Source organism: Niallia sp. MER 6 (assembly GCF_023714395.1).
GTDB lineage: Bacteria > Bacillota > Bacilli > Bacillales > Cytobacillaceae > Niallia.
In genome coordinates this window covers 1-15019 of record NZ_JAMAUK010000033.1, presented here as the reverse complement: position 1 = coordinate 15019, position 15019 = coordinate 1, and the positions used below count along the sequence as shown (strand labels likewise).

Here is a 15019-nt window from a genome sequence, read left to right as displayed (position 1 = left end):
ACTGCCCGGCACAAGTCCTGTTACCCATACCAATATTATCAAAGGCAATAACCATTGCTGTTCCTGTATCTGGCTGCTTTAAGATAAACAGGGAATCTCTGTAACACCTAATATATTCCCAATTAATTTTATATCTGTCGCAATCGTTCGATAAAATGGTGTTCTTATTATATGATTGACCGTGATCTTTGCTAAGAAAACAATTAAAAATACCTTCATGAATTCGACAGGCTGCAAGGAGTAATAAACAGGATCAGTATTAATGGACAAATATGTATGAAGGTGATAAGTTATACTCATAGGTATAAATAACTATTAGATAATGAATCTATCATTTTATGGTATGATAAAAACCAACTTTAAAAACTCTAAAAATATGGATTATGGAATTATGAAAGCTTATAAAACAGAGATATACTTGAACGATAAACAAATACATAAAGTCAATAACACCATCGGTGTTTGTCGCTTTCTTTATAATGCTTTTATTGATTACAATAAGGAGTTATATGAAAAAGATGCAAAATTTTGCAGCGGCATGGATTTTGATAAATACGTGAATAATGAACTTTCTCTTGAAAAACCATGGATTAAGAATGTATCTTCTAAAGCTAGAAAGAAAGTAATTATGAACGCAGAAAACGCCTTTAAAAAGTTTTTCAAAGGCGAAGCTAAATATCCACGTTTCAAAAAGAAAAACCGCCAGGATGTAAAGGTGTATTTTCCAAAAAACAATAAGACTGATTTAGAAGTGGAACGTCATCGAATTAAGATTCCTACTATTGGTTGGGTTGTTTTGAAAGAGAAAGGTTACATCCCAACGAAAGGCACGGTCTCAAGTTGTACGATTGAACAAAAAGCAGGCAGGTTCTATATTTCTGTATTGGTCAAAGAAGAAGCAGTACCAACTCATGAAATGTTGAATGCAGAAGGATTAGGGATAGATTTAGGTCTGAGGGATTTTGCCATTTTAAGTGATGGAAGAACGTTTAAAAACATAAACAAATCAGTTCGTATTAGAAAGATAGAAAAAAAGCTTAAGAGAGAACAACGTTCTCTTTCTCGTAAATATGAACATTATAAGAAACTATCAAAAACAGGTGGTGAAACTACAACAAACCAAAGGAAAAATCTAAATAAAAATATTGGGAGAGTACAAAAGATTCATCTACGCTTAACCAACATTCGAAATGCATATCAAGCCTATGTTATAAGAGAAGTGACGAAAACCAAGCCACTTTTTATCACATTAGAGAATTTGAATGTAAAGGGATGATGAAAAACAAGCACTTTTCCCGAGTAATAGCCAATCAAAAATTCTATCAATTTAAAACGAACCTTAAGCATACATGCCGTAAATTAGGCGTTGAATTACGGGAAGTGGATAGATTCTATCCTTCTAGTAAGTTATGTTCTAAATGTCAAACCAAAAAGCTAAAACTATCCCTTTCGGAGCGTACATTTATTTGTGATAGATGCGGTCATACGATGGATAGAGATGAGAATGCAGCTATTAATTTAGAACAAGCACCAACATATACTGTTCTCACCTAAAGAGGATAGTATATATGTACCGTTGGCTTATACGGCGGGAATTTACGCTTGTGGAGTGTTATACCAACCATAGTAGCGAGCAAATGGCGAGATGGGACACGTAGAAGCAAGAATTATCTATGAATTATACACATTTGGGTATGTTTGTAGGAGCAGCCAATCTTATCAATCACAAACCAGGCTTTCGTTCCCTTAATAACAGGAGCAATCGACGAAGGAGCAAAAAATAAGGCAACGAGCATTAATACTCCTAATAAATAAGCATAAAAAGACATTTGCTTTTATTTGTTCAAAATCAAAATAATAAATGACAGCCGACATTACCAGTCCAACTATGTACCAAAATACTTGCTGGCCAGCAAAATTTGCTGTGTATGGCAGAAATTTTTGAGCACTTTGGATATTTATCGTGCTGATTATCATTAACAGCAGAATGATTAACAAAAAATAATAATCAAACTGGATTTGTTTTGATTGTTCATACTTTCCATCTCCAACAAAACTTGAATAAGTCTCTATTTGTATTACCAATACTTATAACGGAGTTAGGAATTATATTGTTTCAACAAAAAGATGCAACCAGCATTTTTTTGGTTGCATCTTTTTATTAATCTTGTATACTTTGCCATTTTTCCATTAAGCTGTCTACCCTTTTCACAATTTCCGCTTCTGAAACTGTCTTAATTTGACCGTTTTCTACTATCAGCTTTCCATCGACGATAACATCTGAAATAGCATTTGGCTGCATGGAATAGACTATATTGGCAAATAGTTCAGATTTAGGAGAAAGAGATAAATCATTTAAATCTAATGTAACAAAGTCTGCTTTCATGCCTACTTTCAACTCTCCAGTTGGAAGCTGCAACATCTCAGCTCCTGCTTTTGTGCCCATGTCGAATACTTCTTTAGCATTAATGCATGTTCCATCAAGGCGTGTAACTTTTTGCAGCAGAGAACACATTCTCATTTCTTCAAAAATACTGATGCGGTTATTGCTGCAAGCTCCATCAGATCCGAGTGAAATGCGAACTCCCGCATCCAGTAAGTCAGGAATTCTTGTTACTCCATCTGATAAAAACATATTGCTGGATGGGCAATACGCAAGCCTTGCGTTTTTTTGGCCTAATATCTTAATTTCACTATCTTCTAACCACACTAAATGAATAGCAATCATGCTTTCATCTACCACACCAAGTGAATGGAGATAATGAACTGGACGCAAGCCGTATTTTCCAAGGATTTCATCGACTTCAAATGTTTCTTCTGCCACGTGAATATGAAAGGGTGTTCCTAGCTCCTTAGCGAGGCGATGTCCTGCTTGAATCATTGCAGGAGAAGCTGCATGAGGACTATGAGGTGCAGGATGAATGGAAACCATGGGATCACCTTGATACTTAATCGCTAATTTTCGTGTCCGGTCCACTGCCTCTCCCACTGTTTCCCGATAACTTATTGGGGCCCCTTCCCAATCGTACATTGTTCTTGCAAAAACGAGACGAATACCTAAATCTTTAGCAGCTTGAATGACAGCTTCATCTGTAGCAGTACCGCCATTATGAACATAGAAGAAATCACTTACTGCCGTAACTCCGTATTTCAGCATTTCTCCAAATGCAAATAAGGCACCTGTATAAATTGCCTCCTCATCTAGTAAGGGAGTATAACGGTAAAGTGCTTGATCTCTCCATTCTAGAAATGGGCGATCTACAGCAATTCCTCTTAATAAGCTTTGAAAAGAATGATTATGAGCATTCACAGTGCCAGGCACAATTGCTTTTCCTTCCCATTCAATTACAGTAACGCCTTTGTATTTTTCTAATAAGCGATTTTTAGGACCAATTTCTTTAATGACTCCATCTAAGACATAGATTGCTTGATTTTTTTGAAATTGATTATTTATATAAATAGAATTGGCCATATATAAAACACTCAATCTATTATCCCCTTTATGTGTCTAATTTTTGATCTAGCATAAGAATTGTATGCAGCAAAGTATTTGCTGCTTTTTCAATGTCTTCCAAGCGGCTTTCCTCGTCTGGACAATGGCTCTTTCCGCCAAGACTTGGAACAAACAGCATCCCGCTTTTGGTTATATTCGCCATATGGGCAGCATCATGACCCGCCATACTGCCAAGGAGATAATAAGGATATTCCCAGTTACTCACAATTTCTTTCATCGTATCAATTATGAATGAATCCATACTTGCAGGCGATTGATTAAGCAAGACCTTCCTGTCTATATGAACAAACCGCTTTTCTGTCACTCGTAAGCACTCTGTCGTAAATGCCGCCAATATATCTTGTATTTCTACAGATAATTTCCCTCTAATCTCTAAAGTCATACACACTTTGTGAGGGATAATATTTGGCGCATTAGGGAGTATGTTCATCCTGCCGATTGTGCCAACCACTTCATTCGAAGGATGATTTAAGCAGGCACGCTCAAGGGATAAAATAAGCTCCGAAGCGGCAGTTAAAGCATCTTTTCTATCTTCCATAATTGTCGTTCCCGCGTGGTTCGCCTCGCCAATTACCGTAATGCTCTCACGATAAATTCCGGTAATGGCCGTTACTATCCCGATGGGAACGGACCTATTTAGCAATCTTTTGCCTTGTTCTATATGCACTTCTAAATAGGCACTTAACTCCTCAGGCTGAAGCACACAATTCTCAAAAGTATCCAGATCGCCGCCTGCTGCCTGTAAGGCATCAGTTAGTAAAGTTCCTGCTGGATCTGCTACATTTAAAATTTCCTCTGTTGTTAATTTACCAGTAACTGCTCTGCTTCCAAATGTTGATAATCCAAAAGGGTTCGGCTCTTCCGCACTAAAAGACACTAATTGTAACGGATGTCTTGTCATTATTCCGTTTTCTTCAAATACTCTCATGATTTCAAGCGCAATCAGCACACCCAACGCTCCATCATATTTCCCGCCATTTGGAACAGTATCAAGATGTGAGCCGAAAACAATGCTCGGAAGCTTTTCTTGTCCTGTACGCTTGCCCCAAATATTAGCTGCCTGATCCGTTTTAACAATCAAATTCACTTGATGAAGTTGATCTTTCAGCCAATTTCTTGCTGCCAATTCACTTTGAGTAAAGGTGGTCCTGTCAAGACCACCTAAAGCATTTATGCCAATCTGGCCGAGCTCATCAATATCTGTCATTAAGCGAGCTATATGAATGGAAAGTTTCTTTCCTTTCAACAAATCGCACCACCTTTGACTACAATTTCGCCGCTTTTAATAACTGTATCTACGAGATTAACTGCATAATTGTATTGAAGTGTTTGATAATTAACAGCATCAAATAAAACTAAATCTGCTTTTTTGCCTACTTCAATACTGCCGATCTCTTCAGCTCTGTTAATGGCATGGGCTGCATTAATAGTGCAGGCTGTCAGCACTTCTTCTGGTGTCATCTTCATTGTTAAACAAGCTAAATTCATAATAAAAGGCAATGATTCTGTTGGAGAGGAGCCTGGATTCCGATCTGTCGAAAGGGCAATTGGCACGCCTGCTTCTATCATTTCTCGGGCATTGGCTGGTTCAGTCATTAAGAAAAAGGCAGTCCCAGGCAAAAGCACAGCAATCACCCCTTTTTCTGCCATTGCCTTTATCCCCTGCTCTGAAGCACGTAACAAATGATCTGCTGACACAGCACCTAACTCTGCTGCAAGTTCCGCCCCTCCAAAAGAGACAATTTCATCTGCGTGAATCTTTGGTAATAACCCCAGCTTTTTTCCTTCCTCCAGAATACGTTTTGATTGCTCAATTGTGAAAACACCTTCCTCACAGAAAACATCACAAAACTCAGCCAGTTTTTCTTGAGCAACGACAGGGAGCATCTCCTCTACAATCAGCTGAACAAAATCGTCAGGATTTTCTTTATATTCAGCAGGAACAGCATGTGCGCCCATAAAGGTTGAAACTAAATCAATGGGATGTATGTTATTTAGCTTTTGGGCTGCCCGTAATTGCTTTAATTCAGCTTCTAAGGTTAAGCCGTAGCCGCTTTTCGCCTCCAATGTTGTGACACCATGTAATAAAAACCGATTTAATCGCTTAATGGTCTGTGCGATCAGTTCTTCTTCAGAAACTGCTCTTGTCGCTTTCGTCGTGCTTAAAATGCCTCCGCCAGCTTTTAAAATATCCATATACTTGGCGCCTTTTAAGCGCATTTCCAATTCTTGTTCCCGGCTCCCTGCAAACACAATATGTGTATGAGGGTCGATCAACCCTGGAGTTAACACTTTGCCTTCCCCACTTACAAGAGTTACAGTCTCAGGTTGCGTGTTAACAAATTCCTCTGCTGCTTGATCTGTACCGACATATACAATGCGGTCACCGCTTATTACGACACTGCCATTTTCAATGACGCCTATTTCAGCCATTGCTTTTCCAGATTTCGGCTTTTCACTGCTTCCGCTTACGGTAATTACTTGTGAAGCTTTTTTTATATAAAGAAGATCTGTCACTTGTATCTCAACCTTTACTTTAGATTTGGAATATGGATACCTTTTTGCTTTGCCGTTTCAATTGCAGCTTCATAGCCTGCATCCACATGCCGCACAACGCCCATTCCAGGATCTGTTGTCAGCACTCTTTCAAGGCGCTTGGCAGCATGCTCTGTGCCATCTGCAACAACAACCATTCCAGCATGAAGGGAATATCCCATTCCCACACCGCCTCCATGGTGAACAGAAACCCAGCTTGCACCTGCTGCCGTGTTGAGCAATGCATTCAATATCGGCCAGTCTGCCACTGCATCACTGCCATCCTTCATTGCTTCAGTTTCCCGGTTTGGTGAGGCAACAGAGCCAGCATCTAAATGATCTCTTCCTATTACAATTGGTGCAGACAATTCCCCGCGTGCCACCATTTCATTAATGATCTTTCCAAATCTGGCCCGCTCTCCATAACCTAACCAGCAGATTCGCGCTGGCAGGCCTTGAAATTCTATCTTTTCTCGGGCCATTCTGATCCAATTGCACAGATGCTCATTATCAGCAAACTCTCGTAAAATAACTTCATCTGTTTTATAAATATCTTCCGGATCGCCTGATAATGCTACCCAGCGAAATGGTCCCTTTCCTTCACAAAACTGGGGACGAATAAAGGCTGGAACGAATCCTGGAAAGTGAAAAGCATTTTCTACTCCTTCATCAAAGGCAACTTGACGAATGTTATTACCATAGTCAAAGGCGACAGCTCCTTGCTCCTCCATTGCCAGCATAGCTTTTACATGTACAGCCATGCTTGCTTTTGATTTTTTTACATACTCTTTTGGATTTTCTGAACGAAGCCTCTCTCCATCTTCCAAAGAAAAATGAGCTGGCAGATAGCCATTAAGTGGATCATGGGCAGATGTTTGGTCTGTAACGATATCTGGAATAAATCCGCGCTTCACCATTTCTGGCAGCATTTCAGCTGCATTTCCAAGCAAGCCGATTGAAAGCGGTTTGCCCGCATGCTTTGCATCTTTTGCTAGTGCAATTGCTTCATCTAATGTTTCAGCAAGTACATCACAATAACGAGTCTCGATTCGCTTTTCAATCCGGCTTCGATCGACATCAATGCCAATTAACACACCGCCAGCCATTGTTACAGCCAGTGGCTGGGCCCCGCCCATTCCACCAAGTCCTGCTGTTACGGTAATTGTTCCTTTTAACGTTCCATTAAAATGCTGGTTCGCGCATTCAGCAAACGTTTCATACGTTCCTTGAACTATTCCCTGTGTGCCAATATAAATCCAGCTTCCTGCCGTCATTTGGCCATACATCATCAGTCCTTTTTTATCAAGCTCATGGAAGGTATCCCAATTTGCCCAAGCCGGCACAAGATTAGAATTAGCCAATAAAACACGGGGTGCTGCTTCATGTGTTTTAAAAACGGCCACTGGTTTGCCTGATTGAATAAGCAAGGTTTCATCGCTTTCTAACTCTTTTAATGACGCAACTATTCGTTCAAAGGATTCCCAGTTTCTAGCCGCCTTCCCAATCCCTCCATATACAACCAGTTTTTCTGGATGCTCCGCTACTTCTGCATCTAAATTATTCATTAACATTCGGAGAACAGCTTCCTGCTCCCAGCCTTTCGTATTCAAAGCAGTTCCCCGCGGCGCTTTAATTGCATTTTTTTCAAGTTTCATATTTCATTCCTCCTGCTACTCATTTATATAATTAGATGGATAATCTTCTACTTTTATTCCTTAGCTAGAGTGATAGTTTCGCAGCAAAGGACCATTCTTGTGTTTTCATAGCTTGTGCTAAGTTTTCAATATCTGTGGAAAAGATACGATCGCTAGTGATTAATGGCACCTCTGCACGAATTTTTTCATGCAATATCTTCGATTGGGGAGAGAGTTTTTCAGCACCTCTAATATCTGCTGCCTGTGCACCACATATAGCTTCAATTGCAAGCACTTTCCGTGTGTTTTGCACGATTTCATAGGCATGGCGTGCCGCAGTAGCTCCCATGCTGACATGATCTTCTTGATTTGCAGACGACGGGATGGAATCAACACTGGAGGGATGTGCCAATGTTTTATTTTCCGAAACAAGGGCCGCAGCAACATATTGGGTAATCATTAATCCTGACTCAAGTCCTGGATTAGCACTTAGAAAGGCTGGCAGATCATTTAACTGCGGATTTACGAGTCTTTCAATTCTTCTCTCTGAAATATTTGCCAGCTCTGCAGTTGCAATACTTAAGAAATCCATCGCAAATGCGATAGGCTGACCGTGAAAGTTCCCTCCTGATATGACTTTTCCGCTTTCAGCAAAAATCAATGGATTATCTGTTGCCGCATTTATTTCAATCATCAGCTTTTCTTGTACATAATTTAATGTTTGCCATATAGCACCATGTACCTGTGGTATGCAGCGTAAAGAGTAAGCATCTTGCACGCGGATCTCTCCCTGCTTTGTAGTTAATTGACTGCCTTTTACATAGGAAAGAATACGTGCCGCTACTTCCTGCTGCTCTGGATAAGGTCTTACTTGATGGGATTCAGGAGAGAATGCATCGACTATTCCTCTAAGTCCTTCTAACGTCAAGGCAGCTACTCTGTCTGCTAAAACAGCGAGGGATTGTGCTTCTAAATAAGCTATCACGCCTACTGAAGTTAAGGCTTGCGTGCCATTTATTAAAGCAAGCCCTTCTTTCGCTTTAAGCTGTATCGGTTTTAAGCCAGCACGCTTTAATGCTTCCTTGCCATCCAGCTTTTCCCCTTGATAAACAGCCTCTCCCTCCCCAACTAAGACGAGGGCCAGATGAGCTAATGGTGCAAGATCACCGCTTGCTCCAAGTGAGCCTTGACTCGGAATGACAGGAGAGATTCCGAAATTTAAGCAATCAACCAGCAGTTGGAGCGTTTCCGGGCGAATTCCTGAGAAGCCTTTCGCCAGAGCATTCGCTCTCAACAGCAGCATCAACCTGCATATATCTTCAGAGAAGGCCTTACCGACACCACAAGCATGACTTCTAATAAGGTTAATTTGTAAATGCTCTAAGTCTTCATTTGAAATAACCGTATCACTAAACTTGCCAAATCCAGTGTTAACACCATAAATAACTTTTTTCTCCTCAATAAGCTTCTCCACAACAGCTCTGCTATTTTTTACATTTTCCCAAGCTTTTTCATGGATGGTTACCGTCGCTTTGTTGGCTAATACTAATTGAATTTCCTTTAACGTCAAATGGTTCCCATCAAGTAGGATATTCATGATCCTTCAACCTCTCTTTATGCTTTTTTTTAAATAAAAAAGGGGCTGCACAAAGAAAATGAATTCTTCATACAGCCCCCTAATAGACTATAAACTATGGGCATACAATTTATTTGGTTTTATAAACTAATTAAAAATCGGCTAAATGGCTAATAACTGAATACCATTATTATATATGTAGACAGAATATTTTGTAAATATTTATTTATTAAATATGATTAAAGCCAAGCCCTAAAGCATCATGCTCAAAACCCTTTTTTGGTGCACCGATTGTCCCGAAAATACAGACACATATCCATTCCCCATTATATCCGTACTTTTCAATTTCCCCTCGTACAATACCAAATGTCAAACCGACTGTCCGCAATATTTCTCCAAATTGAACATTGCCTCTCCCTACACCTTGCAGTGCTTCTAAAATAGTATGATATAGAGCATGAACCTCTCTGTAGGAGTCTCCGTCAATTATCTCATTTGACTTTGCAGTCGTTTCAATAGCGGCAATAACTTTAAATAAGTCCATTGCTCCTACTTTACCAACAGTATAGCGGTATCCTCTTCTGCTTAGTTCATCTTTTAGTGTTTGCTCGCTGCTGCTGTTATTTAAAAGTGTTAACAATGAAGTTAACTTACCCATTGAGTAGTTTTTCACGAAGACAATCCTCCTCCCTGTAGTTTATTTTAGGTATACAACAAAAAAACCTCGCATGAAAGAACAAAAAAATTCCTCTTGCCAAGTCTCCTTCTACTAACTAAACACTAAACTAAGACTCATATGTATGTACCTAATTCCACAACCTGCACTGTATTTCTTGCTCTTACTTACTTCTCTTACATCTGTTTATTGAACTAAATATCTATTTCTATTTTCTTACATCTCCAAATAGGTGTCAATATGGATTTCTTAATTTTCCGAATCATCCACTTTTTATATTTAGCTGTCACTTCACAAATTAGTGTTTGACCTTAGAATTACTAGAAGGTTTATACTTAAGGCAATAATAAATATATATAAATGGAAAGTTGGTTTAAAAATGATTAGAATAGCTTCACAGAAGGATGCGAAGGCGATAGCGTCCTTACTATGGGAAATATTCGAGGACATGGAATTATCATTGCTCAAGAAAATACCTAAAAACACATTATTAGAAATGGTAGCAGAAGCAGTTGCAGACCCTGTTTACCGATATGGCTTTAAGAGAGGTATTGTATACGAACTAGATGGAGAAATAGCTGGTGTATGCTTTGGATACAAGGCTGTTGATGAGCCGGTCATTGATGACCCGTTCATGGAAATATTAGTAAATAACGGGTATGATAATAACGAAAAATTATTTGTTGATAAAGAGGCATTACCGGACGAATGGTATTTAGACTCTATTGTTGTTAATCCAACATACAGAGGGTTAGGGATTGGTTCTGCGTTACTAAGAGAAATGGAGCAAATGGCGTTAAAGGCAGGCTCTAAGAGAATCGGGCTCAATGTAGATATTGCCAACCCTAAAGCAAAAAAGTTATATTCAAGTATAGGCTATACAAAGGTGGCAGAGCTTGTCTTAAGCGGCCATCGTTATGAACATCTATGTAAAGCATTATCTAATACTGCTGCAGCAGTAGTACAAAAATAATCTGCAGAATTGCCATTTCAATAGAGATGGGCGCAGTTATGGAGCGGAATTATGAATTGGAAAATAAACGAAATCGCTAATCTTTATGACATTAGTGCACATACTTTGCGCTACTATGAGGAAATTAATTTAGTAGTCCCTAGCAGAGGCGAAAATAACTATCGTATTTATACAGATGAACATTTACAACAGCTGAATATCATCCGTGATTTAAGGAAATTTAATATACCATTAGAAGAAATTAAAGACTATTTAGAGAAACGCACGGTTGAGAAGACCTTAAACTTATTGAAAAAACAGCAAAACTTTCTTGAACAAGAGTTAGCTGCACTGCAAGAAATGCAGCATATCGTCGAGGAAAGAATTGATTTATTTACACATACTGCCCAAATGTCTGAAGGTGAATGTCAGGTGATTGAGTACCCTGACAGATATGTGATTGCCAGTAATGATAAAGATACTGATGGTGAACATGTAGACTTATCATTGAAAGAGCTGTATAAAAAATACGAAAACAATCTTCCGTACTTAGAGCAACAGATGATTGGCAGCTTTCTGTACGTTAAAACTTCAACTAATTCGATTAATCACCGTGTATTTTATTATATCGAAAATGATTCAGACCCGAATACAATGATAATACCTAAAGGAAAATATGCATCTACTTGTTATAAAGGCAATTATAAAAAAACACAGCAGTATATTACGAAGCTGAAAGAGTATATCAAAACAAACAATTACACAGCCGATGGCCACCTTTTTGAAACGTATCTCATTGATTTTCATGAAACTCATATAACAGAAGAATATGTGACAAGAATGGAAGTAAGGATTAAAGACCCTATATAAAGTTTAGTGCATGAACAGATTTGTTCATGCTTTTTTGCGCTTCATTGACAATTCCCCTATTCTATTCACTCTTTTTATTATAAAAGTACAAAAATTCTTAAAATTATTATTAGTAAGTATTAAACTAACTACTATAAATATACGTAAGTATTACCCTAACTACTAAAGTAGTAAAAGAAAGGACGTGTTATGTTGGACGAAATCTTTAAAGAATTGCAGAAGCTCGGTTTTTCCCAATATGAATGTAAAGCATATGTCAGCCTTTTAAAGCATTCACCTATGACAGGCTATGAGATTAGCAAACGATCCAGTGTCCCTCGGTCTATGATTTATGAAGTGCTTGGAAAACTGCTTGATAAAGGTGCTGTGTACATTGTTCCTTCTGAACCTGTCCAATATGCGCCGCTGCCAGCAAAAGATTTAATTTCCCGACTGCGGCAGAACTTTGAACAGTCTTTTGATTATTTAGAGAAAAACTTAGCAGCACTTAAAAGTGAACAAGAGGTAGATACTATCCACCGGATTAGCGGTGATGAAAATGTACTAGCAGAAATGAATAATTTGATTTTACGAGCAAAAGAAGAAATTTGGCTATCTGTATGGGCTCCGCAAATACCGCCTATTGAGGATGCTGTATTACGGAAAGAAAAAGAAGGTGTTGCAGTCACCTCCATTTTATTTGGTGCGCCAAACACAACGCTTGGCTATACAACACATCATGATTATATGTCTCCTAAAGTCGCAGAGGAACGTACAAACGGCCGGCTGACCATTGTGGCTCGTGATAACGAAGAAGTGATTATTGCGAATTGTTCCCCAGCTTCCCAAGGCTGGGCTATAAAAACACAAGATCCTGCCCTTGTATTGGTAGCACTCGAATATATTGGCCATGATATTATTTTTGCAGCATTGACAAATGAAATTGGCGAACAAAGAGTAGAAGCTCTTTGGAGAGATAATAAAGATTTATTGCGGGTTGTTACAGGAAAACAGTTCAAATAATTGTTTGAACCGTTTTATTAGCAATTTTTATTAGTAGTTAGTTTTATAACCTCTACTGAAGAAAGGAGCTTTACCTATGCAGCTTGACAGTCCCAACTACAGCATAGTAATGAAAAAAGGATCAGAGGAAACATTCTTACAAGGAGTCAAAGCATGTATACCAACATTATTAGCTTACTTAAGCATTGGCTTTGCCTGTGGAATCGTGCAAAAAACAGCAGGACTCAGCATTGCTGAAATAATATTACTAACCTTATTTGTTTATTCAGGCTCCGCTCAGTTTATTGTGGCTAGTATGTATCTTATCAGTACTCCACTTGTTGTAATCACAACGATTTTCTTTGTTAATATACGTCACTTACTTCTAAGTGCTGCTCTATCACCTTATTTTCAGCATTTGTCCCCTTTTCGTAATATGTTAATTGGGGCAGTGTTAACAGATGAAACTTTCGGTGTGGCTATCCAAAAAAGTGCAGAAAAGAACAATATAAGTGAAAAATGGATGCACGGTCTTAATATAACAGCGTATGTAAATTGGCTAATTGCTAATTTGGCAGGTGCTTACTTTGCAAAGTGGATAACAAATCCTGATGCACTTGGTCTGGAATTTGCGTTGCCAGCTGTTTTTATTGGTTTATTAGCTATATCCATTTCAGTCAGAAAAACTGTGCGTATTGACATACTTGTCAGCATAATAGCAACAATAATGATAATAGTGTGTTCACGGTGGCTCTCAGGCAGTTTAAGCATTATCATTGCCACTATTTTAGCAGCCACTATCGGGATGGTGATGACCAAATGGAAATAAACGCTGCTGTACTTTTAATTGTAATTGGAATGGAGGAGCTATCGTAACCTTTATACCAAGAGTTGTGCCTATAATGGTACTCAGCCGATTAAAGCTGTCAGATAACGTTCAAACCTGGCTGCATTTTGTGCCTATTGCCATACTCGCCGCTATAATTGGACAGGAATTATTTATGGAAGATAACAAAGTACAGATAATGCTAAACGAGGAGCTGCCAGCAGCCATTATAACAGCTCTTATTGCCATTAAGACTCGCAGTTTATTATGGACAGTTGTTGCTGGAGTTATTGCGTTTGTATTAATGAGATGGTTACTTGCTGGATTTTCAATATGAAAGAATATAATAATTGCACCTTTTTTAGGTGCAACTATTACCTTTAAGCTATCTTAGAAAATTTGTACCGTTCTCATCGGTAAATGCCATCTTCCTTTTCTATGCATGAATGTTTAAAAATGTACTCCCCTATCCTCCAACTAAAATATAGACAAAATCTCTAAAAAAAGAATTCCCTAAACTTATGACTTGCATTTTCCGTAAAAATATATTATTATTTGACGTATCAATAGTTGATATGTCAAATATTGATACGTCAATAAATAACTTTAATTATAAAGGAGACTGTTTACTATGAGTAAATTTCAAAAAATAAATGATTTCAATGAGATTGTATACGGACGCCGTTCTATTAAGGTGTATGACCCTACTGTTAAAATCAGTCGTGAAGAGATGAGTGAAATCTTAACACAAGCTTCTAAAGCTCCATCTTCTATTAATATGCAGCCATGGCGCTTTGTAGTTATTGACAGTGAAGAAGGAAAAGCTAAACTAGCTCCTCTATCACGCTTTAACAAAGATAAAGTTTTGAGCTCTTCTGCTGTTATCGCTGTGTTCGGTGACAAGAAGAACTTTGATTATGCGGAGGAAATCTACAGCAAGGCTGTTGAGCTTGGCCTAATGCCTCAAGAAGTAAAAGACGCTCAATTGAATGCTTTTACACCATATTATGAAAATATGTCCGAGGAAGTCATGAAGGATACTATTATGCTAGATGCTGGTCTTGTTTCTATGCAATTAATGCTGGTGGCACGTGCTTACGGATATGATACAAACCCTATCGGCGGATATGAAAAAGATCAAATTGCTGAAAGCTTCGGCCTTGAGAAAGACCGCTATATTCCAATTATGCTTCTGACTATCGGTAAAGCAGCACATGAAGGTTTCGAATCATACCGCCTCCCTGTTGAAACAACAACAGAATGGAGATAATAACTAGTTTTTACATTTACTTTAAAGAATACTAGGAAGAAAAGAACCAGGGACAATCTTAAAATGTACCCTATAGAGTAGACACTAAAAAAAGTCTACCTATAGGGTGCTTTTTTGTATAATAAAGAAACACAACTAGAGAAAAAACAACATGGGACTGGAGATTTTTTATGAGTAATAGGATT

12 protein-coding genes and 1 pseudogene are annotated in these 15019 nt (G+C 38.4%); 7 read left to right on the top strand and 6 right to left on the bottom strand.

Translation table 11 applies throughout. The features are described 5' to 3' along the window. Positions 1-388: 388 nt before the first annotated feature. A pseudogene (locus tag M3600_RS24335) lies at positions 389-1554 on the top strand (RNA-guided endonuclease InsQ/TnpB family protein). A 607-nt stretch (positions 1555-2161) separates the two neighbouring features. Here M3600_RS24335 and M3600_RS24330 read toward each other — a convergent pair. The 6 genes from M3600_RS24330 to hutP all read right to left on the bottom strand — a co-directional run bounded on the left by M3600_RS24330 (position 2162) and on the right by hutP (position 9917). Beyond that, a complete protein-coding gene (locus tag M3600_RS24330) occupies positions 2162-3487 on the bottom strand; it encodes an amidohydrolase family protein (RefSeq protein WP_251647902.1) in 1326 nt (441 codons plus the stop codon). A gap of 13 nt (positions 3488-3500) precedes the next feature. Continuing rightward, on the bottom strand, positions 3501-4760 hold the full coding sequence (locus M3600_RS24325; protein WP_251647900.1) for a Zn-dependent hydrolase: 1260 nt from the start codon (positions 4758-4760) through the stop codon (positions 3501-3503). Further along, positions 4757-6031 carry an imidazolonepropionase gene (hutI, locus tag M3600_RS24320; RefSeq protein WP_251647898.1) on the bottom strand — a complete coding sequence of 425 codons (1275 nt, stop codon included), beginning with the start codon at positions 6029-6031 and terminating at the stop codon, positions 4757-4759. Before hutI ends, M3600_RS24325 begins: the two co-directional genes overlap by 4 nt. A gap of 14 nt (positions 6032-6045) precedes the next feature. Further along, on the bottom strand, positions 6046-7704 hold the full coding sequence (gene hutU, locus M3600_RS24315) for a urocanate hydratase (RefSeq protein ID WP_251647896.1): 1659 nt from the start codon (positions 7702-7704) through the stop codon (positions 6046-6048). 64 nt (positions 7705-7768) lie between these two features. Then, positions 7769-9280, bottom strand: coding sequence for a histidine ammonia-lyase (hutH, locus tag M3600_RS24310; protein WP_251647894.1), 1512 nt, complete (start codon positions 9278-9280; stop codon positions 7769-7771). 208 nt (positions 9281-9488) lie between these two features. Beyond that, positions 9489-9917, bottom strand: a complete 429-nt coding sequence (hutP, locus tag M3600_RS24305) for a histidine utilization transcription antiterminator HutP (RefSeq protein ID WP_233315659.1) — start codon at positions 9915-9917, stop codon at positions 9489-9491. Between the two features lie 397 nt (positions 9918-10314). On the opposite strand from hutP, the gene M3600_RS24300 reads away from it, so the two are divergent. From M3600_RS24300 to M3600_RS24275, 6 genes are all read left to right on the top strand, one after another. After that, the gene (locus tag M3600_RS24300) at positions 10315-10908 is read left to right on the top strand and encodes a GNAT family N-acetyltransferase (RefSeq protein WP_233315498.1); all 594 of its coding nucleotides are present in this window, start codon (positions 10315-10317) and stop codon (positions 10906-10908) included. A gap of 51 nt (positions 10909-10959) precedes the next feature. Beyond that, the gene (locus M3600_RS24295; protein WP_233315499.1) at positions 10960-11757 is read left to right on the top strand and encodes a MerR family transcriptional regulator; all 798 of its coding nucleotides are present in this window, start codon (positions 10960-10962) and stop codon (positions 11755-11757) included. A gap of 192 nt (positions 11758-11949) precedes the next feature. Next, positions 11950-12759, top strand: a complete 810-nt coding sequence (locus M3600_RS24290; protein WP_251647940.1) for a TrmB family transcriptional regulator — start codon at positions 11950-11952, stop codon at positions 12757-12759. Positions 12760-12835: 76 nt separating this feature from the next. Then, positions 12836-13567 carry an AzlC family ABC transporter permease gene (locus M3600_RS24285; protein WP_251647892.1) on the top strand — a complete coding sequence of 244 codons (732 nt, stop codon included), beginning with the start codon at positions 12836-12838 and terminating at the stop codon, positions 13565-13567. Positions 13568-13640: 73 nt separating this feature from the next. Then, complete coding sequence (locus M3600_RS24280; protein ID WP_311315969.1) at positions 13641-13901, top strand: AzlD domain-containing protein; 261 nt, start codon at positions 13641-13643, stop codon at positions 13899-13901. Positions 13902-14195: 294 nt separating this feature from the next. Next, positions 14196-14834, top strand: a complete 639-nt coding sequence (locus tag M3600_RS24275; protein WP_233315502.1) for a nitroreductase family protein — start codon at positions 14196-14198, stop codon at positions 14832-14834. Positions 14835-15019 lie beyond the last annotated feature (185 nt).